Source organism: Amycolatopsis sp. NPDC004625 (assembly GCF_040609695.1).
Taxonomy (GTDB): Bacteria; Actinomycetota; Actinomycetes; order Mycobacteriales; family Pseudonocardiaceae; genus Amycolatopsis.
In genome coordinates this window covers 1-21,010 of sequence record NZ_JBEXKX010000091.1, presented here as the reverse complement: position 1 = coordinate 21,010, position 21,010 = coordinate 1, and the positions used below count along the sequence as shown (strand labels likewise).

Sequence of the window (21,010 nt, the reverse complement as noted above, 5' to 3'; positions counted from 1 at the left end):
GGGGGGGGGGGGTCCCCCCCCCCCACCCCCCCCCCGCACCCCCCGGGCGGGCCCCGGCCGATGTTTTGCTTCTTTTACAACCCCTTTACAAACACTGTTTCTCACTCACGACCGGGAGTTACGAGACGGCGGAGACGACGCCCGCGAGGCGGTCGGCCGCGGCCTGGGCGGTGGCCTGAGCCGGGGCCTCGACCATCACGCGGACCAGCTGCTCGGTGCCGGACGGGCGCAGCAGCACGCGGCCCTCCTCGCCCAGCTCGGCCTCGACCTCGCCGACGGCGTCGCGGACCTCGGAGGAGCCGGCCACCGCGGCCTTGTCCGCGACCGGCACGTTGACCAGCACCTGCGGCAGCCGGTTCATCACGGCCGCCAGGTCGGCCAGGGACTTGCCCGTCGCGGCCATGCGGCTCATCAGGCGGAGCGCGGTGAGGAGGCCGTCGCCGGTGGTGGCGTGGGCCGGGAGCACGACGTGGCCGGACTGCTCGCCGCCGAGGGCGAGGCCGCTGGCGCGCAGCTCCTCGAGGACGTACCGGTCGCCGACCGCGGTCGTCACGACGGTGATGCCGTGCGCCCTCATGGCCAGGTGCAGGCCGAGGTTGCTCATCACGGTCGCGACCAGGGTGTCCTTGGCCAGCTCACCGGCCTCGGCCAGCGCCAGCGCCAGGACCGCCATGATCTGGTCGCCGTCCACCAGCTCGCCGGCGGAGTCGACGGCCACGCAGCGGTCGGCATCGCCGTCGTGCGCGATGCCGAGGTCGGCGCCGTGCTCGACGACGGCCTTGCGCAGCTTCTCCGGGTGGTTGGAGCCGCAGTGCTCGTTGATGTTGACGCCGTCCGGCTCGGCGAACAGCGCGACGACCTCGGCACCCGCCCGGCGGTAGATCTCGGGCGCGGCGGCCGACGAAGCGCCGTTTGCGCAGTCGACGACGACCTTCAGCCCGGCGAGCGGGTGCGGTGTCGCGTCGACCAGGTGGGTGGCGTAGCGGTCGAGGGCGTCCTCGACGTCGGTGACGCGGCCCACACCGGCGCCGGTCGGGCGGACCTTGCCGTCCGCGAGGCCGGCCTCGATCTCGTCCTCGATGCCGTCGGGGAGCTTGTGCCCGCCCGCGGCGAAGAGCTTGATGCCGTTGTCGGGCATCGGGTTGTGCGAGGCGGAGATCATCACGCCCAGGTCGGCCTCGAGCGAGCCGACCAGGTAGGCGACGGCCGGCGTCGGCAGGACGCCGACGCGCAGGACGTCGGCCCCCGCGGAGGTGAGGCCTGCGACGACCGCGGCTTCGAGCATCTCGCCGCTGGCGCGCGGGTCACGGCCGACGACCGCGACCGGGCGGTGCGAGCGGTCGTGCGCGGCCAGCACGCGGGCGGCGCTGGCCGCCAGCGCCAGGGCCAGCTCCGGCGTCAGCTCGGCGTTGGCCAGGCCACGTACCCCGTCGGTACCGAACAGGCGTGCCATCGATCGACCTCCTTGTGGAATGACCACGACAACCTAGCGACGTGGGCGGACCGCCGTTCCCCACCCCCCGAGTGTCGCTCGGGACCGCGGAGACGAAACACCCCCTGAAAACACCGGGTCCTGGAACACCGGTCCTGAAAACACCGGAGCGCCCATCCGATGGACGGATGGGCGCTCCGGTGGGTTGCGCCAGAGGCGCGATCAGCGCTTGCTGTACTGCGGGGCCTTGCGGGCCTTCTTGAGGCCGTACTTCTTCCGCTCCGTGGCGCGCGCGTCACGGGTCAGGAAGCCGGCCTTCTTGAGGGCCGGGCGGTCGTCGGCGTCGACCTCGACGAGCGCGCGGGCGATCGCCAGGCGCAGCGCGCCGGCCTGGCCGGAGACGCCGCCGCCGTGCAGGTTGGCGAAGATGTCGAACGAGTCCGGCTTCTCGACCGTGACCAGCGGCTCGCGGATGAGCTGCTGGTGCACCTTGTTCGGGAAGTACTCCTCGAGGGTGCGGCCGTTGAGCTTGAACACACCGGTGCCCGGGACGACGCGCACGCGGACGACGGCTTCCTTGCGGCGGCCGACGGTCTGGGCGTTGCCACCGGCGGCACGCGACGGACGCGGCGCGGCAGCGGTCTCGCTGGTCGCGACGACGCCGGTCTCGGTCGCCTCGGTCGTCGCCTCAGCGGTCTCGACGACCTCGGGGGCCTCGGTCTCGGTGCTGGTCACAGACTGTTCCTCACTCACTGCGCGACCTGCGCGATCTTGGTGATCTCGCGCGCCTGCGGCTGCTGCGCGGCGTGCGGGTGCTGCGGGCCGGCGTACACCTTCAGCTTCTTCGCCTGGGCGCGGCCGAGCTTGTTCTTCGGCAGCATGCCCTTGACGACCTTCTCGACAAGGTGCTCGGGCTTGGTGTCCAGCAGCTCGCCGAACGAGCGCTTCCGCAGACCGCCCGGGTAACCGCTGTGCCGGTACGCGAACTTCTGCTCGCGCTTGTTACCGGTGAGCGCGACCTTCTCGGCGTTGACGATGATGACGAAGTCACCGGTGTCCACGTGCGGGGCGTAGGTCGGCTTGTGCTTGCCGCGCAGCAGCGTGGCGACCTCGGTCGCCAGCCGTCCGAGCACGACATCCTCGGCGTCGATCACGTGCCAGGCACGAGTGACGTCGCCGGGCTTGGGGCTGTACGTGGGCAAGGGTCTACCTCGTCGTCAACATTGCGTGTGGGTTCTGTGCGGGCCTAGCGCTTACGCGCCGCAGCGCACAACGACATATGAAGATACCCCCACGGTCACCGCACCCGCGCATGGGGGGTGGTGGATGCGCCCATATTAGGCTCCAAGCGGCCCGGGCGCAGCGGGGACCCTACCGGATTTTTCCCGCCGAAGCGCCTGCACGCGCCGCCGCGGCAGGCGAGGATGGGGCCATCCAGGACCAGGCGAGCAGGGGACGGCATGAGCAGACGACCGACGGCGATCTTCGTCCTGGGCGCCGTGCTGGCCCTGGTCAGCGCCTGCGGCACGGCGAAGGCGGGCACCGCGCTGCCGAAGGGCGACGACGCGGCGGACTACGTCGGCGCCAAGTTCGAGCAGGTCATCGGCAAGCTGTCGGACGCCATCACCGGCTCCCGCGACGTGACCAACTCGCTGGACGCCTACTTCAAGTTCGACGACAAGTGGATCAACAGCACGGTGACGTCGGCGCGCACCGGCAGCCCGGAGAGCCGCGCGGTGCGGCACCGCTCGCAGAAGAACCCGGACGAGATCATCGACACGTACACGCCCGCGGACGGCGCGGTCGAGTACACCTACCTCGGCCCGATGTACGTGCAGAAGGGCGTCTCGCCGACGGCGTGGGTGTCGATGCCGAAGCCGGAGGGCGGCCTGGTCGTGCCGTGCGCCTGGGGCGGGGTGCTGACGCCGTGCCGGATGGCGGACTCGACGGTGGAGGCGTACGAGGCCGACAAGCGGGCGGTCCGCGGGGCGAAGAGCCTCGGCGACGGCAAGACCGCGCTGACGGTGAACGTGCCGTTCGGGATCTTCGTCAAGGACCGGGTCGAGATCCTGCCGCCGAGCATCACCGGCCAGGTCGGCCCGGAGCTGAAGAAGGCCGCGGTCCCGGCGACGATCACGCTGAACCCGGACGGCAGCCTGGCCTCGTTCCTGATGGAGGCCAAGTTCGCCGGCGACGGCCACCAGGTCGAGCTCAAGTACGAGTTCCGGTTCACCGGCAAGGCGAGCCTGCAGGACATGCCGAAGCTGCCGGACGCGAGCCAGATCACGGTGCTGCCGGACCGGGCGGCGATGGACGACTTCTACCGCAAGCTCGGCGAAGCACAGGGCAGCTGAGTGACCACGACCCGAGGTGATCTCCGATGACACCACCGTCCCAGCCGCCCGACCCGCGGCAGCCGCAGTGGTGGCAGCCGCCGTCCGCCCCGCCCGGCGCTCCGGCGGGGTGGCAGCCCGAACAGCAGGCGACCGGCCCGCACTCCGGGCAGTGGCAGCAGACGGCCGACCCGGGCACCGGCGCGTGGCCCCCGGCGCCGTCGGGCTCGTTCTCCGGGCCGTGGCCGCAAGGCGGACCGGCGCAGCCGCCCTCCCAGCCGACGCCCCAGCAGCCGCCGGCGCCCGGACAGCTGCAGTACGGCGGCGGGTTCCAGGGGTTCCAGGGAGCGCAGTACGGCGGCCTGGGCGCGTTCGCGGCCGAGCCGGAGAAGAAGCCGAAGTCGAAGAAGCCGGCTCTGATCGCGGTGACGGTGGTGCTGGTGCTCGCCCTCGGCGGCGGCGCGGCCTGGCTGCTGGGGGCGTTCCGCGGGGACGTGCTGGACCAGCAGTCCCTTCAGGACGGTGTGGTGAAGGTCCTGAACGAGAACTTCGGTGAGCCGGACGTGAAGAACGCCCGGTGCCCGGCGAACGAGGCCGCGCAGAACGGGACGACGTTCGACTGCACGGTGGTGATCGGCGGGCAGCCGAAGAAGGTGACGGTGCGGGTGCTCAACGACCGGCCGGAGTACGAGGTCGGCGCACCGCACTGAGTTCGGCGGCGCGAGCCGCGGTTTCCTTGCCCGGCAACGGAAAACGGCGGGCCCCGCACCGGAGTGCGGGCCCGCCGTGGTTTCCGTCGCTACCGGCTCAGAACAGGCTCTCGACGGCGTTGTCCGTGGACTGGTAGCCGTCGGCGATCTGCGGCAGGGCGGCGGCGATCTGCGCCAGAACCTGCTTCAGGTCCTCGAACTTCTGGTCCCAGGTGCGCTGCGCAGCGTCGTACTGCTCCTTCGCGGAACCGGTCCAGGTGGTGACCAGCGGCTTGAGGTCGTCCTTCAGGCGGTCGAACGCGGTCTGCAGTTCGCCACCGGTCTGGGTGCAGTCGTCGGCGGCCGCGCGGATGGTCGCGTAATTGACGAGAATGCCGGGCGTGTCAGGCATGATGAGCTCCTTTTGTGCGGAGGAAGTTCAGGTGAAGTTTCGGGGTGGAACTCAGCCGAGCTGGTCGAAGCCCGCGTTGACGGCGCTGAGGATCTCCTGCTGCTGCTGCTCGGAACGCTCGTACTTCGAACCGGCCTCGCGGAGCAGCTCACCGATGCGCTGCAGCGCCTGCGCCATGCCGCGGGCGTCGTCGTCGAACCGCATCATCACGTGGTCGAACGCCTTCTTCGCCTCGCCCTGCCAGCCGGCGCGGGTGGCCTCGATGCGGTCGCGCAGGGTCGCGAGGTTCTGGTCCATCTGCGCCCGGACCTCGGTCACCTTGCCTTCGGCGTCGGTGAACTGGGCAACTGTCCCTTGAAAACCAGGCCCACCGCTCATGACGGGACCCCCTTCTGTGATGTGGAGTTTGGCCGCAACCAAGCTTGTTCGTTCGTACGGCCCTACGACGCAGACCCTGCCACGTCCGGTTCCCCCTTGTCGTGGTTTGCCCGGAAGTAGTTGCTTGCGTTAACGCCCACACCGGGAACCGATCGCCACGGGTATCCGGAGATCCACCCGAACCGGTGAGGCATCACCCGGAAATGCGTTCGCTACCAGCGGGATTAGCACGCGCACAGCAAGCGCGGCGCGGTTTCACCGATCGCGCTGCATGATTCGCATCTGGGAAAAGTCTTCGTCCTCATCACCCGATCGAGGGGCCTGGGCCGGAGATTGCGAACGCGAAGGAACCGGATCGGGAACCGCCAGCCCGCGGGCGCGGCGGAACCGTTCGGCGGCCGCGCGCAGCGTGCCCGGTGTCGGGTCGCCGGACTTCGCGCCGCGCCCGTTCTGCTTCAGGAGGTCGGCGTTTTCGCTGTGGTGGCGCTGGTTCCGCGCCTTGGCGGTGCCGGCGACGCGCCGCGCGTGCGTCACCGCGTCCTGGCCGGCCCGCCGGAACGACGCGGCCGCGCTTTCGAACTCTCCGGACGGCACCGCGTGCCCGCCTCTCAGTTGAGGATTTCGACGGTCCGCACGGCCTGCGTGCAGGCGGCACCGACCCGGTCCCGCAGCGCGGGCGTGGCGTACTGGCAGCCGACGTGGACCCGGATCCGGCCCTTCGCCACGACGTACCAGTCGACCTGGAGGTCGGGCCGGTCCGGCTTGCTCTCGTGGTACCCGATCACGGTCTTGCCCGCGTAGGACAGGCTCGGGTTGAACGCGCTCCAGCGCGCGGGATCGGCGTCCGCGCTGCGCTTGAGCTCGTCGACGAGCTTCTGCGGGTCCGCGGTCGCGTCGTAGTCCATGACGTACTCCTGCGCGACCAGGAGGTCGTTGCCGCCCTGGGACTCCTGCGGGTGGATGACGACCTGCCGCTCGGCGACCCGGTCGTCGGTCTGCACCCAGTCCTGGGGCGCGACGAACTTGAAGTTGTACTGCGAGAGCGTCCGGCCGGCCTCGGTCTGGCCCCCCGAGCCGCGGAACACGAAGATCCCGCCGACGACGAGCGCGGCCACCACGACCACCGCGATCCCGACGACGCCCCACAGCTTCCGGCGGTTCCTCCCGGCCGGCTCGGGTGCGGGCCGGACCCCGGACGGCGGGCCCGCCAGGGCGGGCTGGCCGGCGGGCGGCGTCCACGGGCGGGCGCCCGGACGGCCGGGCTGCGGGGCCGGCGGGGTCGGCGGCGGTGCCGGGCGGTTCGCGTTCGGCGGGAACCCGCCCGGTGCGGGCGGGGTGCGCGGCGGCGCCGGGCGCGGGGCGACGTCGCCGGGCCGGACGATCTCCGTGCGCTGGGCCGCCGGACCGGTGGCGCCACCCGGCGCCGCGCCCAGCCGCGCCATCGCTTCGCCCGGCAGCGCGCCGGTGCGGTCCGGGTCCACCAGCACCGCCCGCAGCGCGCCGCGCGCGACCACCGTCTCGGGCTGGTCGAGGCTCGTCGGCACGACGCCGGTGCGTTCGTGCACCAGCCGCGAGATCATCGGGATCCGGCTGGACCCGCCGACCAGGAAGATCGCTGTGAGCTGCTTCGGCCGCAGACCGGCGTCGCCGATCGACGCGACCGTCAGCTCGACGGCCCGGCCCAGCGGCGCCGCGATCAGCCGTTCGAGGTCTTCCCGGGTCACGTGCGCGTCGGCGAACGGCGGCGGCATCGGGACGTCGGTGTACGCGTGCCGCGACAGCGTCTCCTTCGCGCCCCGCACGTCCTGGCGCAGCACGCGGCGGCGGCGCCGGTCGACCAGCTCGCGCCCTTCGACGAGCTGGCGCCACGCGTCCTGGTCCGCACCGGCCACGAGCGAGCCGACGTGCTCCAGCAGCGCCTGGTCGATGTCCGCGCCGCCGAAGCCGGGGTCGCCCCGGGTGGCGAGCACCTGGAAGCCGCCGCGCTGCGGACGGCCGGCGCGGTCCCGCCCGGTGTCCGGCGGCAGCCGCCGCACCACGCTGACGTCGACCGTGCCGCCGCCCAGGTCGAGCACCGCGAGCGCGTCGCCGGGGCGGCCGCTGAACTCGACGGTGCGGTCGTTGGTCACTTCCTGCGGCGCGAACGTCGCCGCGTGGTACACCGCCGCCGCGACCGGCTCGGGCACCAGGGCGACCTCGCGCGCCAGCCCGCCCGCGGCCTGCCGCAGCAGCCGGGTGCGGATCGCGCCCCAGTCCGCCGGGTGGGTCAGCACCAGCAGGTCGACCTCGGCGTCCCCGGCCAGGCGCCGCGCCTCGGCCACCGCGCGCCCCAGCACGGCGTGCACGACGTCGGTGACCCGCAGGACGTTCTCGCCGAGCAGCAGCTCGCCCTCGTCGATCCGGCGCTTCGGGTTCGGCTCGTACCGCGACGGGTCGACGGCCGCCTGCCGCTCGGCCTCCTGGCCGACGAACAGCGTGCCGTCCGCCGCCGCGTACACCGCCGAGGACATCAGCGGCTGGCCGTCGATCACCACGACCTGCGGCTCGCGCCCGTTCACCGAGGCGACGACGCAGGTGCTCGAGGTCCCGAAGTCCACCGCAACCCGGACCGTCACCAGCAGCTCCCGCAGTTTTCGTCGCGCTCCCCCGCGTCCCGCCGGCGGGACGCACCCTCGGGGAGGAACCTACCCTCCGCGCCGGGCCGTCCCGCCGCGGTACTCAGTCGGGCTGGATCCACGACACCTGGATCAGCTGCTTGCCGTACTTGCGGGTGAGCATGTTGCCCCGGCCCGGCGGCATCGCGGACGGCTTGATGTTGCCGACCAGCGCACCCTCGTCCCGCGAGCCGTTCATCACCATGCCCGGCGCCGCGATCTCCTTGAGCTTGCCGATGATCGGGTCGTACATGGCCTTGCTCGCGCCACCGGTGCGCCGCACGACCACCAGGTGCAGGCCGACGTCCTTGGCCTGCGGCAGGAAGTCGGAGATCTTCCGCAGCGGGTTGTTGCTCGAGGTGGCCACCAGGTCGTAGTCGTCGACCAGGATGAACAGCTCCGGGCCCTTCCACCACGACCGCGTCTTCAGCTGCTCCTGCGTGACGTCGGGGCCGGGCAGGCGCCGGGTCATCGAGTTGAAGACGTCGTTGATCATGCTTTCCAGCTGCGCCGCCGACACCGCGTACCCGAGCAGCGAGTCGCCCTGGACGAACCCGAGCATCGTGCGCCGGTAGTCGACCAGCAGGATCAGGCCTTCCTTGGCGGTGTAGCGCTCCGAGATGCCCCGGGCGATCTGCCGCAGCAGGTTCGTCTTGCCCGACTCGCCGTCCGCGAAGGCGTAGAAGTGCGGTTCGGCGTTGAAGTCGAGGTAGATCGGCTGCAGGTCCTCTTCGTTGACGCCGATCGGGATGAGCTTGGAGTCCCGGGCGGAGTCGAGCTTGAGCACCTCTTCGTAGGTGATCAGCTCGGGCAGCAGGCGGACCTGCGGCGCGACGCGGCCGCGCCACGCGCCCTTGATCTTCGCCACCGCGTCGGCCACGCCGGCCGCGATCGTCTCCGGGTCGCTGGAGCCGTCGATCCGCGGCAGGCCGCCCAGCATGTGCAGCTTGTCGCGGGTGAGGCCGCGGCCCGGCCGCCCGGCCGGGATGTTCACCGCGATCCGCCGGTCGATGTCCGACTCGGTCGGGTCACCCAGGCGCAGCTCGAACCGGGTGCCCAGCATGTCCTTGATCGCCGGGCGGATGTCGGCCCACCGGTTGGCCGCGATGACCACGTGCACGCCGTAGGACAGACCCTGGGTGGCGAGCCGGGTGATCGTGGTTTCCAGCTCTTCGAAGTCGTCGCGCAGGGCCCGCCAGTTGTCCACGATCAGGAACGCGTCGCCGAACGGGTCCTGCTCCGGGCGGATCTCGCCGCGGCGCTTGCGGTTGCGGAACTCGGTCATCGAGTCGATGCCCATCGCCCCGAACCGGCCTTCGCGCTCGGTGAGCAGGGTGGTCAGCTCGGCCACGATCCGGCGGGCCTTGTCCGGCTCGCGCCGGGCCACCGCGACGCCACCGACGTGCGGCAGGTCGGCGAGCCCGGCCAGGGTGCCACCACCGAGGTCGAGGCAGTAGAACTGCGCCTCCTCCGGCGTGTGCGTCAGCGCCATCGACATGATCAGCGTCCGCAGCATCGTCGACTTGCCGGTCTGCGGGCCGCCGACGATCACGCCGTGGCCCGACGCACCGGAGAAGTCCGCCCACAGCGGGTCGCGGCGCTGCTCGTACGGCCGGTCGATGATGCCCAGCGGCACCTGCAGCCGCCCGTTGCCGAAGAAGCCCACCGGCGAGAGGCCGCGGTCGTCGGTCGGGTTCAGGTTCGGCAGCAGCGTGTCGAGCGAGTTCGGGTCCTTCAGCGGCGGCAGCCACACCTCGTGCGCCGGCGGGCCCTGGCCGATCAGCCGCGAGACGATGACGTCGAGCTCGCTGGGCTCGACCGCCTCTTCGGGCTGGCGCTGCTCCTGCTGCACCGGCGCCTCGATCTGCTGCGGCTCCGGCTCCTTCGGCAGCTCGACGAAGTCCGGGACGAACAGCTGCGGCCGTTTGTCCGCGCGGACAACGGTCGCCGCCGGGCCGGCCGCCTTGAGCCCGGCCGGCCGGTACGGGCCCGAGACGTAGGACGCCTTGAAGCGCACCAGCGTCGACGTGTCGTACTTGAGGTAGCCGCCACCGGGGACCGACGGCAGCTCGAACGCGTCCGGCACGCCGATCGCGGCGCGGGACTCCGCCGCCGAGAACGTCTTGAGGCCGATCCGGTACGACAGGTGCGAGTCGAGGCCGCGCAGCTTGCCTTCTTCGAGGCGCTGCGAGGCGAGCAGCATGTGCATCTGCAGCGACCGGCCCAGCCGGCCGATGGCGACGAACAGGTCGATGAAGTCCGGCTTCGCGCTCAGCAGCTCGGAAAACTCGTCGCAGACGATGAACAGCGCGGGCAGCGGGTCGAGGTCGGCGCCGTTTTCGCGGGCTTTCTCGTATTCCCAGACGTTCTTGAAGTTGCCGCCGTTCTTCAGCGCCTCCTGGCGCCGGTTCATCTCGCCGGCCAGCGCGTCCTTCATGCGATCGACCAGCGTGACCTCGTCCGCGAGGTTCGTGATGACCGCGGAGACGTGCGGGGCCTTGTCCAGGCCCAGGAACGTCGCGCCACCCTTGAAGTCGACGAGGACGAAGTTCAACGTCGAGGACGAGTGCGTCGCCAGCAGGCCCAGCACCAGCGTGCGGAGGAACTCCGACTTGCCGGAACCGGTCGCGCCGATGCACAGGCCGTGCGGGCCCATGCCCTCGGCGGCGGCTTCCTTGATGTCCAGCTCGACCGGCTGGCCGTACTCGCCGACGCCGAACGGGACGCGGTAGCGGTCGCGGATCGGCCGCGGCCGCCACGCCTGCTGGACGTCGAACGTCATCGGGTCGCCCGGGATGCCCAGCAGTTCCAGCAGCGACGGGTTGGACAGCAGCGGCTCTTCGTCGCCGACGTCCTGGCCCGCGGCCCCGCCGACGCGGTACGGCGAGATGAGCCGGGCCAGGGATTCGGTCTCGACCAGGCTCAGGGTGTCCGGGCGGCCGAACCACTCGACGCCGCCGGCGCTGCGCGCGCCCAGCCTGTCGGGCTCGACGACCAGCCGGAGGCCGCGGCGGGCGGCGAGGTTGCCGAGGGAGTCGGACAGGTCGATCATCGTGACGCCGACCAGGCCCTCCTCCAGGACGATCTGCTCTTCGCGGGTGACCTCGGCGTCGTCGATGATGATGACGACGTGCGGCTGGTCCGGCGCCGGCGTGGCGTTGCGGGAGAAACGCTGGCGGTCACGCAGTTCTTCGTCGAGCCAGTCTTCGATCTGGGCCAGCGAACCGGCCATCATGCGGAGCTGGCCGATGCCGTCCGACAGCGTGGGGTGCTGGGCGTGCGGCAGCCACTTCGCCCACTCCCACTCCTCCTTCGCGCGGCCCGCGGTGGCGACCGCGATCAGCACGTCGTCGGGGCTGTGGAAGGCGACCAGCTGCGCGAGCATCGCGCGGGTCAGGCCGCGGGTCAGCGCGCGGTCGCCCTGCATGCTGACCGCGGCGAACCCGCGCAGCGTGATCTGGGTCGGCAGGTCGGGGACGATCGAGTGCGCGCGCACGAACCGGCGCAGGGCGAGGGTGGCGATCGGCTCCAGCTCGTCGACGGGGCCGGTCTGGGGCGGGACCAGCCGCGTCGCGAGGCGGTGCGAGCTGCGCCCGACGCGCAGGTGCAGGAAGTCCTGGTCGTTCTGCCGCCGCTCCCACATCCGGCGGCTGCCGGCCAGCGGCCACAGCGACTGCGGATCGGGGTGCACCCACTCCAGCGCGGCGCGCTGGTCGACCATCGCCTCACGGGCGCGGTCGCGCATCTGGCCCAGGTAACGCAGGTAGTCCTTGCGGTCCTCGTCCATCTCGGCGCGCTTGGCGCCGCCGCCCTTGCCGCCACCGCCGGCCATCATCCCGAGCGTCCCGACGACCATCATGCCGCCCATGGCCATCATCATCGGGTTCCGCCCGCTGGCGGTGAACATGAAGACCATCATCCCGATCGACGCGAAGATCATCACGATCGGCAGCGCCTTCATGACGATGTTGCCGGGGATGACCCGGGGCACCTCGGGTGGCGGTTCGAGGTGCACCTCACCGCCCGGCGGCCGCGGTGCCGCCAGCCGCGGCGACTTCTTGAACTGCAGCGTGCTCATCGAAGGACCCCTCTTCAAACTCGACGATGGCGGCCACCGCGGTGGTGTACGAGGTGCGCGGAACAACCTATCGAACGCCGCGGGCGGATTCCGGCGGATGCCGCAACACCCGTGGAACCTGCCCCGATCTCGTCCGCCGAGTGTACGGCGGGGCACCGACAGTAATGGCGCCTTCGGCCCGGTGAGCTGCGGACGGCGGTGATTTTCGGACGTTCGGTGCTGCCCGCGGACGGCTTCGGTATAAGTTCCCCCAGGAGACGTCTCATCAGAGCGGGGGCAGTGCGGTGGCTACGGGCACGACAGTTTTCAGCAGGGTGACGGTCGTCGCGCCCTCCACGCGGATCGACGTCGCGCTGCCCGCCGACGTCGCGGTGGCCGACCTCCTGCCGATGCTCCTGGACATGGCCAAGGAGACCTCGCCCGACGGCGGCGCCCGCCACGGCGGCTGGGCGCTGGCGAAGCTCGGCGACGCCCCGCTCGACCCGAGCCGGACCCTGGCTTCGCTCGGCGTCGTCGACGGCGAACTCCTGCAGCTGCGCAAGCGCAACGAGAACCCGCCGCCGCCGCTGTACGACGACGTCGTCGACGCCATCGCGGAGTCCTCCCCCGACAGCTTCCGCCCGTGGACCAAGGAAACCGCGAACCGGTTCGGGCACATCGCCGGCGGGCTGGCGCTCTTCGCCGCCGCCGTCGCGCTGTTCATGAGCGGTTCGCTCTACGGCGGCAGCGCGCTGGGCGCGGCCATCGCCGGCGGCATCGGCGCGATCGCGTGCGTCGCGGTCGGCGCGACGCTCGCCAAGGGCTACCAGGCGGAGCAGACCGGCGTGCTGATCGCCGCGGCCGGCGGCCTGCCGCTGGCCTTCGTCAGCGGCTTCTACATCGTGCCCGGCCTGTCGATGCGGGCGAACCTGCTGCTCGGCGCGGTGCTGGTGATCATCGTCGCCTCGGTCTGCATCATGGTGATCGGCGCCGGCATCACGACGTTCATCGCGGCGGCCACCGCGGGCACCTTCGGCGCGCTGGCCTTCCTGTTCGGCACGCTCGTCGCGCACCCGGCGGCCGGGATCGCGGCCGGCACCGTCGCGGTCGCCCTCGCCTGCATCTCGATCCTGCCGCGCGCCACGATCTGGCTCGCGAAGCTGCCGCTGCCGCACGTCCCGAGCAACGCCGAAGAGCTGAAGGAAGACTCCGGCTTCCCCGACTACCGGGCGATCGAGCGCCGCACGGCGGTGGCGCACAACTACATGACCGGCCTGATGGTCGGCTGCGGGGCCACCGTCGCGGTCGCCGCCATCATCGCCGCCACCGCGCCCGGCGCGTTCGGGATCATCCTCGGCGTCGTCGCGACGCTCGTCCTGCTGCTGCGCGCCCGCGCGTACGCCAACGGCAGCCAGGCGATCGCGCTGCTCACCACCGGCCTGGTCTCGGCCACCGGGATCGCCATCGGCTGGCTCGTCACGGCCGGCGCGCAGAACCGCCTGCTCTACGTCTTCGGTGCGCTGGTCCTGCTGGCCGCGGGGGCGCTCGTGGTCGGGGTCATCTTCCCGAACCAGCGGTTCTCGCCGCCGCTGCGGCGCACCGTGGAGATCATCGAAGCGGTCTGCATCGCCTCGGTGCTGCCCCTCGCCCTGGGTGTGATGGACCTCTACACCACCCTGCGGCACCTGAACTTCAAGTGACCGGATCGGGTGAATCTCCGATGGCAGCAGCACGGCGTTTCGGCGCCACCCGGCGAGCGACGACGGCGCTGATCGCCGGCGCGATCGGCGTCCTCGCGCCCCTGGGTGCCTTGCCCGCGCACGCCCAGTCGGCAGCCGACGGTTACTTCGCGAAACCGCCGCCCGTGGACGAGAGCAAGCTGATCCCGGACGAGCGCAAGCCGGACAAGCCCTACAAGCCGTCGAAGGGCTGCGTCCAGCGCAGCACCCTCGGGCAGAACATCGTGCTCAAGAACCGGCCGTGGGGCCAGGACTACCTCCAGATCTCGAAGGCGCAGGAGATCGTCAAGGCAGCCACCGGCAGCGTCGGCGGCGGGATCAGGGTGGCCGTGATCGACACCGGCGTCACCCGGCACCCCTGGTTCCAGGACCGGCTGAAGTCCGGCGGCGAGTACGTCGCGACACCGTCGAAGGGGCAGCCGCCCGGGCTCGAAGACTGCGACGGCCACGGCACCGAGGTCGCCGGGATCATCGCGGCGAAGCCGGACAACCCGGAGGTCGGGTTCATCGGTGTGGCGCCGGACTCGACCATCGTGTCCTACCGCCAGCTGAGCGAGAACTACGAGCCGGACACGCAGACCTCGGCCCCGCCGGCGAGCAGCACCGGCGGCACGCCGTCCTCGAGCACCAGCCCGCCCCCCGGGTCTTCGTCGTCGGCCCCGCCGCCCGGCGGTGGTGGCGGCAGCGGCGAGGGCGACGGGACGTCGCCCGGCCAGTCCAACGGCGGCCGGCAGCTGGAGAAGGCCGGCACGGCGGGCACGCTGAAGACGCTCGCCGAGATCATCCGCGGTATCGCCGACCGCGGCGAGGCCGACGTCATCAACATGTCGGTCGACAACTGCCGGACCGCCGACGGCTCGATCACCACCGGCGAACAGCAGGTCCAGGCGGCGGTCCACTACGCGGCGTCGAAGAACATCGTGATCGTCGCGGCCGCGGGGAACGTCACCGACACCTGCCCGCAGAACGACCAGCCGGACGCGAACAAGCCCAAGACGATCGTCACCCCGCCGTGGTTCGCCGACGACGTCCTCTCCGTGGGCGCGATCGAGGAGCAGGCCGGCAGCGTCGCCCCGTTCAGCGTCCACGGCCCGTGGGTCGGCGTCGCGGCACCGGGCACGAAGATCACCTCGCTCGACCCCGCCGAGGGGTCCGACGGCCTGGCGAACCTGACGTTCGAAAACGGCGACAAGGCCACCGAAATCCAGGGCACGAGCTTCGCGGCGCCTTACGTCGCGGGCCTGGCGGCGCTGGTGAAGGCGAAGTTCTCGAACCTGGATTCGAAGGGCATCATCAACCGGATCAAGGAGACGGCCCAGCACCCCGCCGCTCCGGGCGGCCGTGACAACTTCATCGGCTACGGCGTCATCGACCCGGTGGCGGCGCTGACGCAGGTCCTGCCGTCCGAGGTGGGCAACCAGGCCCCCGTCCCGGCCCCCCAGCTGGCCCAGCTCCCCCCGGCGAACGACCGCAGCCCGACCCCGGTGATCGTGGCGTTGGCGGGCACCGGCGGAGGCGTGGTCGCCCTCCTGATCACGCTGTTCGTGATGCACACGATCCGCCGCAACCGCCCCGCCGAGCCGGACCCCCGCCGCTGACCCACCCGGGGCCTTACTTCGCGGGTGGGGCCGAGGGTTTCTTCGGTGGCTGGGTCTCGTCCTCGCCGATCACCGGTGGGGCGACCAGGCCGGGCTCGCCCAGCAGCTCCGACGGCTTCGTGACCGGGCGGGTCTTCGACGGGCGGCGGGACTGGCCGCCGCCCATGCCGATGGCGCCGAAGCCCATCATCGGCATCATCGGCATTCCGGATGACGTGCCGTGCAGCTCTTCCGCAGGCGGTGCCGGCGGCGGTGCGTCGGCGGGGGAACCCGGGGCGGCCGCGCCGGTGTGGCGGCCCTCCGCCGGTTCGCTCGCCGAAGACGGTGTCATGACCTCGTCGGCCGAAGGCGCGTCGGCCGAACCTGCCTCGTTCAACGCGTCGTCGTGGAGCTTGAACTTCTCCTGCGGGTACCGGTGCCGGATCTCGATGGTCCGGGACGCCGCGTCGGGGTCGTCGACGCCGTCGCAAAGCCGGTCGAACGCCTCCAGCACGTCCCGCGCCGTCTCGAACAGCGCCTTCGCCGACTCCTGCGTCTCCTCCACCTGGGCCCGCGCGCGCTTCGTGCCACCGCTCGGGAGCAGCATCGTCTCCGAGATCAGCTCCGCCGCGTCCACCAGCACTTCCACCAGGTCGACGACGATGTGGCGCAGCGTCGTCACGAGGTCGTCGAGCGCCGCCGCCAGGGTGGTGAGGGCCTCCTGGAGGTCGCCGCCCGCCGCGCCGATTTCGCGCATGTACGTCACGAACGCGTCCGCGTCTCGGCCCTCCCAGCCCGCGTCGAGGCGGCCGAGCTGGTCGTCGAGGCGGGTGGAGACGTCGGCCGCGGCCGTCGCCGCCTGGCGCAGGCGGTCCGCCTCCGCGCCGAGGTCGGTCCAGCGGCCGAGCAGCGGCCGGAAGTACGTCTCGACGGGGTCGAGCAGGCCGAGCTGCCGCGCGAGGTCGGACAGGTAACCCAGGTACGGCTCGGCGGCCGCCGCGAGGTCTCCGGACGCCACCGGCGGGGATCCGGCCGTCATCCGAGCCGCCCGGCCCGCTTGATGAGCTCGGCGGCCTCGGCGTCCTGCCCGCCGTGCCGGACCGTCACCTGCCGCAGCGCCTCGGCGGCCGAGCGCAGCGCCTCCGCGCCGTCGGTCAGCTGCCGCCGCAACGCGCCCGCGGCCCGCCCGTACGACGCCCCCAGGCCGATCTGCGCCCCCAACGCCCCGTAGGACTCGTCGGTGACGTCGCCGCCGACCTCGGTCGCCGCCGCGTCCAGGTCGTCCGCGGCGGCTTCGGCCGTCACGGCGTACCCGGCGACGACGACGCCGTCCATCCTCAAGCCGGCCACGGCACCTCCGCTCGCCAAGACAACGTTCGAGCGTGGGACGTCCGCCGGGGCCCGGCGGTTCCGCTCAGTTCCCCGGCTGCGCGGCCGTCGGGTAGGTGCCCGCGTTCGGGTCGATCGGCACCGAGTCGAACTGCCGCAGCACGTCCTGGGTGTTCAGCGACGCCCCGGTCGGCAGCAGCCCGATGATCGACTCCGGCGCCGGCTGCCGGTTGTTCAGGCCGATCGCGTCCGCGGTCTGGGCGTCCGGGACGCTGTAGCGGACGCCGCGGTCGGAGATCAGCTGGATCTGGCCCTTGCCGAAGCTGGCCTTGCCGGTGGCGGACTGGACCACCGCGGCGAACCCAGGCTTGAGGTAGAACCCGTTGAGCGGCACGCGGTTCGGGCCCGGCGTGGTCACCGTCATCGGGGTGAACCTGTCGCCGGCGCTCTTCTGGCCGGGCAGCTGCGTGTCGACGTACACCGAGGTGTGCCCGTCCTGGTCCGGGCCGGACCCGACCAGCGACCAGCCCAGGCACGCGACCGACGAGTTCTTCGTCGCGTCGAGGACCGTCGGCACCGAGCGCGGGAAGTCGTCGACCGCGATGTAGTCCGGGTCGGTGGGCTGCATGACGTGCACGCCGGCCAGCTTGTCGGGGCCGAGCGTCTGGATCTTGCCGGAGCTGCCGTTCTTCGCCACGCGGATGATGTCGGCCACCGCGTTGGACACGCGCTGGATGCCGCTGCGGGTGATCGCCCAGTAGTTCAGCGTCGTCTCGCCGGCCTGCTGCGTGGCGAAGACGTCGCCCGCGTTCAGGCCGTCGAAGTTCGCCGGGGCCTGCCCGTTCGCGATCTTCGGCGGGGACAGCTTCGCGACCTCGGGGATCGCGTTCAGCAGCCCCTGGGTGATCTTCCGCGGCCCGGGCGGCAGCTGCAGGGCGGTCCGGACGGCGTCGTTCGGGTTGTCGACGTCGATCTCGGCGCGCACGGTGTTCGCGTTCGGCCGGTTCCGCGAGCTCGGCAGCCGGTAGACGAGGTAGGTCTTGCCGTTGTCGGCCTTCGCCAGCAGGGCCTCGTTCTCCCCCAGCTCGGCGCCGAGGCCGCCGGGCGCGATGCCGCCGAAAACGTAGGTGTTGGTCTTGCCGGTGTCGGCGTTCGGCAGCGACGGATCGACCACCACCTGGTCGCACACCGCCCAATTGGCGGAAATCCGCTGGGAATCGGTCGGGATCAGCTGCGGGCCGTCCGGAATTCCGGTCAGTTTGTCGCGCGGAATGTCCTTCAGCTGCTCGTCGGAAACGACCGTGGGATTCTTCACACTCGACGCGCCCGCCGCCGCGGCCGGGGCGGGCGCCGCGGTCGCGCCACCGGTGCCACCGCCGGGCTGCTTCGACTGCGCCAGCAGGAGAAGCCGCGCCGAAGCGAGGTTGAAGGTCGGGATGAGCTTCTTCGGGTTGCCCGTGACGACGTACACCGTGCCGGACTGCTCGCCGATCACGATGTTCCCGGCCGCCGGCACCGAAGGCGCCGGGCTGAGCAGCCCCCAGACGACGAACACGATCATGCCGAGCGCCCCCAGCACGACACCGACGATCGTGGCCCGCGTGTGGGTGCGCATCGGGTCGTGCAGCATCACCGCGTCCCGCCGGACCAGCGCCGACTGCATCCGCCGCAGGACGAACTGGTACGCCTGGACCTGAGACTTAGTCGTGGGTGTTGATGGCATTCTCGACCTACAGCTCTCCCCGTCGCGGTACGGTTCCGCAGGATAGCCGTACGGGGACCGTCTGGTGTGGGGTTTCTACCAACTCAGGCTAGGGTCGGGCACCCCGGGACCCGGCTTCCGGGTATGCAGCAAGCACGAGGGGAAGAGAAAGCGGCGATGTCCGTCACCAACCCGCCACGCCCGCCCGGCCCGCCCGGGCCCCCGCCGCCCGGACGCCAGCCGGGCCCGCCGCCGCGGCCGGGCAGACCCGGTGGTCCGGGCGGGGTGCCGGGCGGACCCGGTGGCGTCCCCGGCGGCCCTGGTGGTCCCGGCGGACCCGGTGGCGTTCCCGGTGCCCCCGCCGGACCTCCTGGACCGCCGACGGGACCCCACGGTGTCCCCGGCGGCCCCGGCATGCCGCCGCGCGGGCCCGGTGGCCCCGGTGGGCGTCCCGGCCCCGGCGGTCCTGGTGGCCCGGGTAGCGGCCCGGGTGGTCCCGGCGGCGGTGGCCCCGGCGGTCCGGGTGGTCCTGGCGGTCCGGGTGGTCCGGGCGGTCCCGGTGGCCCGGGCGGTCCCGGCGGCGGCTCCGGTGGCCCGCAGGGACCCGACGACAGCGCGCCCGCCACTCCCCCGCCCGGCCCGGCCCGGGTGGCCCCGCCCGCGCGGCGCCGCTCCTCCGGCGTCACCCTCGGTCCCCTTCCCGTGGCGAACCTCGTCGTGCTCGAAGTCGGCCTCGCGATCGGCCTGGTGCTGCTCGCCATCGACATGAAGCTGAAGTGGATCGGCGTCGGCATCGTCGGCTTCGCCCTCATCGTCGCGCTGCTGCGCTGGCGCGGCCGCTGGTTCACCCAGTGGGTCGGCCTGACGCTGCGCTACTCCTTCCGCTCGCACGACCGGGTCGCGAACCCGCTGCCGCCGAGCACCGTCGAGGAACTGGCCGCCGAGGAAACCGCGGTCACCGGCCCCGACGACGCCCGCGTGAACCTGCTGCGCATCGCCGTGCCCGACCTCGTCGTCGCGCACGGCGTCGACCACGAACGCCAGCAGGTCGGGATCGCCTGGAACAACGGCACGTGGACGGCGGTGCTGCTCGTCGAGCCGGCACCGGCGTTGATCACCCAGGCCGACGGGGCGCCGAGCCTGCCGCTGTCGGCGCTGGCCCCCTGCCTCGAAGACCGCGGCGTGGTCCTCGACTCCATCCAGATGATCTGGCACTGCTACCCGGGCAGCGCGGCGCTGCCGTCGGACTCGCCGGCGCTGAGCTCCTACATGGAGGTGCTGGGCCCGCTGCCCGCGGCGGCGCGGCGGACGACGTGGGTGGCGATCCGGCTCGACCCGCGGCGCTGCCCGGCGGCGATCCGGGAGCGCGGCGGCGGCGTCGTCGGCGCCCACCGCGCGCTGATCGGAGCCCTGTCCCGCGTGCGCAACGCCCTGGAGTCCCAGGGTGTGCCGACGCGGCCGCTCGACCCCGACGAGCTGCTGCGGGCGAGCATCTCGGCCGCGGAGCTGACCGCCGTGGCCGGTTCGCCGGCGAAGGTGACGCTGCAGGAACGCTGGTCCGGCGTGACGGCGGCCGGGATCGGGCACGCGAGCTACGCCATCACCGGCTGGCCGAAGGGCAAGGTCACCAGCAGCCTGAACGCGCTGACGAGCGTCCGCGCGCTGTCGGCGACGCTGGCGATGTCGATCTCGCCGGCGTCCGACGAAGGCAAGATCGGGCTGCGCGGCGTGGTCCGGCTGAGCGCCCGGAACCCGCGTGAGCTCGACGCCGCCGACCAGCGGCTGCACGGGCTGTCCGAGCGGCTGGGGGTGGACCTGACGCCGCTGCGCGGGCTGCAGGTCTCCGCGTTCGCCGCGACGTTGCCGATCGGAGGTACGGCATGAGCTCCCGCGTCCGCGACGCCGGGCAGAACAGCGGGGTGGCGCCGGAGTTCACGGTGGACCCCGCGATGCTCGACGCGATCAGCCCGTCGGGCGACCGCGGCGGCATCGTGCTCGGCTCGGGCCTCAAGGGCGAGCCACTGACGATCTCCGCGCTGCGCTCGACGCCGACGCGCATCGTGCTGGTGGGCGGGCTGTACCTGGCCCGCCAGGTCGCCCTGCGCGCGATGGCGGTCGGCGCGTGGGTCGTGGTGGCGACCGGGCGCCCGACGGAGTGGCAGGTGCTGTCCCGCGCGGCCGGCAGCCGCGACGGACGGCCGTCACCCCTGGTGCAGATCCGCCGGCTCTCCCCGGTCGAGCTCCCGCGGCCGTCGGAGGACGCGCCCCTGCTGGTGGTGACGGACGGCGGCCCGACCCCGCAGGACCTGTTCCCGCCCCGCTCGCCCTGGCAGACGACGGTGTACGTGCTGCCCTACCTGCACCCGCAGGCGGGCATGACGGCCAACGCGGCGGACCTGGTGCTCATGCAGCGCCTCCCGGCCGGCCAGGCCGAGCTGGCGGGCCGCATCTGGAACCTGCCGCCGCAGATGATGCGGCAGCTGACGATGTTGAAGGACGACCAGGTGGTGGCCCTGGGCCGCAACCTCTGGCGCCCGCTGCGCCTGGTGACGACGAGCAACGAGCAGCAACTCCTGGGCCCGGTCCGCCGCGGCGACTGACCCGTCCCCGGCTGTCGGGGGGTGTTAGGGTGGGTTGTACCCGCCCTTACACACACCCACCTGGGGGGGGGGGACGGTGGGGGGGTTGGGGGGGCGGGCGGGGCGGGG

At 72.3% G+C, this 21,010-nt stretch carries 17 protein-coding genes; 6 read left to right on the top strand and 11 right to left on the bottom strand.

The window, feature by feature from the left end; all coding sequences use genetic code 11:
- Window positions 1-118 precede the first annotated feature (118 nt).
- The 3 genes from glmM to rplM all read right to left on the bottom strand — a co-directional run bounded on the left by glmM (window position 119) and on the right by rplM (window position 2,634).
- On the bottom strand, window positions 119-1,453 hold the full coding sequence (glmM, locus tag ABZW17_RS45315) for a phosphoglucosamine mutase (RefSeq protein WP_354828778.1): 1,335 nt from the start codon (window positions 1,451-1,453) through the stop codon (window positions 119-121).
- Window positions 1,454-1,654: 201 nt separating this feature from the next.
- Window positions 1,655-2,167 (bottom strand): 30S ribosomal protein S9, encoded by a 513-nt coding sequence (gene rpsI, locus ABZW17_RS45310; protein ID WP_354828775.1) that lies wholly within the window; start codon window positions 2,165-2,167, stop codon window positions 1,655-1,657.
- Between the two features lie 14 nt (window positions 2,168-2,181).
- Window positions 2,182-2,634, bottom strand: coding sequence for a 50S ribosomal protein L13 (gene rplM, locus ABZW17_RS45305; RefSeq protein ID WP_004560141.1), 453 nt, complete (start codon window positions 2,632-2,634; stop codon window positions 2,182-2,184).
- Between the two features lie 258 nt (window positions 2,635-2,892).
- Here rplM and ABZW17_RS45300 point away from each other — a divergent pair, with 258 nt between their 5' ends.
- Window positions 2,893-3,786 carry a hypothetical protein gene (locus ABZW17_RS45300; RefSeq protein ID WP_354828771.1) on the top strand — a complete coding sequence of 298 codons (894 nt, stop codon included), beginning with the start codon at window positions 2,893-2,895 and terminating at the stop codon, window positions 3,784-3,786.
- A 26-nt stretch (window positions 3,787-3,812) separates the two neighbouring features.
- Window positions 3,813-4,475, top strand: coding sequence for a DUF4333 domain-containing protein (locus ABZW17_RS45295; protein ID WP_354828768.1), 663 nt, complete (start codon window positions 3,813-3,815; stop codon window positions 4,473-4,475).
- 97 nt (window positions 4,476-4,572) lie between these two features.
- Here the strand turns inward: ABZW17_RS45295 and ABZW17_RS45290 are convergent, their stop codons facing one another.
- The 5 genes from ABZW17_RS45290 to eccCa all read right to left on the bottom strand — a co-directional run bounded on the left by ABZW17_RS45290 (window position 4,573) and on the right by eccCa (window position 11,976).
- Window positions 4,573-4,866, bottom strand: a complete 294-nt coding sequence (locus ABZW17_RS45290) for a WXG100 family type VII secretion target (RefSeq protein WP_354828765.1) — start codon at window positions 4,864-4,866, stop codon at window positions 4,573-4,575.
- 51 nt (window positions 4,867-4,917) lie between these two features.
- A complete protein-coding gene (locus tag ABZW17_RS45285) occupies window positions 4,918-5,244 on the bottom strand; it encodes a WXG100 family type VII secretion target (protein WP_051767682.1) in 327 nt (108 codons plus the stop codon).
- A gap of 255 nt (window positions 5,245-5,499) precedes the next feature.
- Window positions 5,500-5,838, bottom strand: a complete 339-nt coding sequence (locus ABZW17_RS45280; RefSeq protein ID WP_354828762.1) for a hypothetical protein — start codon at window positions 5,836-5,838, stop codon at window positions 5,500-5,502.
- 14 nt (window positions 5,839-5,852) lie between these two features.
- The gene (locus ABZW17_RS45275; protein WP_354828760.1) at window positions 5,853-7,859 is read right to left on the bottom strand and encodes a type VII secretion-associated protein; all 2,007 of its coding nucleotides are present in this window, start codon (window positions 7,857-7,859) and stop codon (window positions 5,853-5,855) included.
- Window positions 7,860-7,962: 103 nt separating this feature from the next.
- Window positions 7,963-11,976: a type VII secretion protein EccCa gene (eccCa, locus tag ABZW17_RS45270; protein WP_354828757.1), complete on the bottom strand. Its 4,014-nt coding sequence runs from the start codon at window positions 11,974-11,976 to the stop codon at window positions 7,963-7,965.
- A 314-nt stretch (window positions 11,977-12,290) separates the two neighbouring features.
- Here eccCa and eccD point away from each other — a divergent pair, with 314 nt between their 5' ends.
- Both eccD and ABZW17_RS45260 read left to right on the top strand, forming a co-directional pair.
- A complete protein-coding gene (eccD, locus tag ABZW17_RS45265; RefSeq protein ID WP_354828754.1) occupies window positions 12,291-13,655 on the top strand; it encodes a type VII secretion integral membrane protein EccD in 1,365 nt (454 codons plus the stop codon).
- Window positions 13,656-13,675: 20 nt separating this feature from the next.
- Window positions 13,676-15,292 (top strand): S8 family serine peptidase, encoded by a 1,617-nt coding sequence (locus ABZW17_RS45260; protein WP_354828752.1) that lies wholly within the window; start codon window positions 13,676-13,678, stop codon window positions 15,290-15,292.
- 13 nt (window positions 15,293-15,305) lie between these two features.
- Here ABZW17_RS45260 and ABZW17_RS45255 read toward each other — a convergent pair whose 3' ends face one another.
- From ABZW17_RS45255 to eccB, 3 genes are all read right to left on the bottom strand, one after another.
- Window positions 15,306-16,310 (bottom strand): WXG100 family type VII secretion target, encoded by a 1,005-nt coding sequence (locus tag ABZW17_RS45255; protein ID WP_354828750.1) that lies wholly within the window; start codon window positions 16,308-16,310, stop codon window positions 15,306-15,308.
- On the bottom strand, window positions 16,307-16,621 hold the full coding sequence (locus ABZW17_RS45250) for a hypothetical protein (protein ID WP_354828748.1): 315 nt from the start codon (window positions 16,619-16,621) through the stop codon (window positions 16,307-16,309). Before ABZW17_RS45250 ends, ABZW17_RS45255 begins: the two co-directional genes overlap by 4 nt.
- A gap of 64 nt (window positions 16,622-16,685) precedes the next feature.
- Window positions 16,686-18,323 (bottom strand): type VII secretion protein EccB, encoded by a 1,638-nt coding sequence (eccB, locus tag ABZW17_RS45245; protein WP_354828746.1) that lies wholly within the window; start codon window positions 18,321-18,323, stop codon window positions 16,686-16,688.
- A gap of 681 nt (window positions 18,324-19,004) precedes the next feature.
- Here eccB and eccE point away from each other — a divergent pair.
- On the top strand, window positions 19,005-20,186 hold the full coding sequence (eccE, locus tag ABZW17_RS45240; protein WP_354828743.1) for a type VII secretion protein EccE: 1,182 nt from the start codon (window positions 19,005-19,007) through the stop codon (window positions 20,184-20,186).
- The gene (locus ABZW17_RS45235; RefSeq protein WP_354828740.1) at window positions 20,183-20,902 is read left to right on the top strand and encodes a hypothetical protein; all 720 of its coding nucleotides are present in this window, start codon (window positions 20,183-20,185) and stop codon (window positions 20,900-20,902) included. The genes eccE and ABZW17_RS45235 overlap by 4 nt, the downstream gene beginning before the upstream one ends.
- Window positions 20,903-21,010: the final 108 nt, after the last annotated feature.

Bases quoted from the DNA above. Each gene is read 5' to 3' on its own strand.
- glmM (WP_354828778.1), bottom strand. From the start codon at position 1,453: ATGGCACGCCTGTTCGGTACCGACGGGGTACGTGGCCTGGCCAACGCC.
- ABZW17_RS45300 (WP_354828771.1), top strand. From the start codon at position 2,893: ATGAGCAGACGACCGACGGCGATCTTCGTCCTGGGCGCCGTGCTGGCC.
- ABZW17_RS45295 (WP_354828768.1), top strand. From the start codon at position 3,813: ATGACACCACCGTCCCAGCCGCCCGACCCGCGGCAGCCGCAGTGGTGG.
- ABZW17_RS45290 (WP_354828765.1), bottom strand. From the start codon at position 4,866: ATGCCTGACACGCCCGGCATTCTCGTCAATTACGCGACCATCCGCGCG.
- ABZW17_RS45285 (WP_051767682.1), bottom strand. From the start codon at position 5,244: ATGAGCGGTGGGCCTGGTTTTCAAGGGACAGTTGCCCAGTTCACCGAC.
- eccCa (WP_354828757.1), bottom strand. From the start codon at position 11,976: ATGAGCACGCTGCAGTTCAAGAAGTCGCCGCGGCTGGCGGCACCGCGG.
- ABZW17_RS45260 (WP_354828752.1), top strand. From the start codon at position 13,676: ATGGCAGCAGCACGGCGTTTCGGCGCCACCCGGCGAGCGACGACGGCG.
- ABZW17_RS45255 (WP_354828750.1), bottom strand. From the start codon at position 16,310: ATGACGGCCGGATCCCCGCCGGTGGCGTCCGGAGACCTCGCGGCGGCC.
- eccB (WP_354828746.1), bottom strand. From the start codon at position 18,323: ATGCCATCAACACCCACGACTAAGTCTCAGGTCCAGGCGTACCAGTTC.
- ABZW17_RS45235 (WP_354828740.1), top strand. From the start codon at position 20,183: ATGAGCTCCCGCGTCCGCGACGCCGGGCAGAACAGCGGGGTGGCGCCG.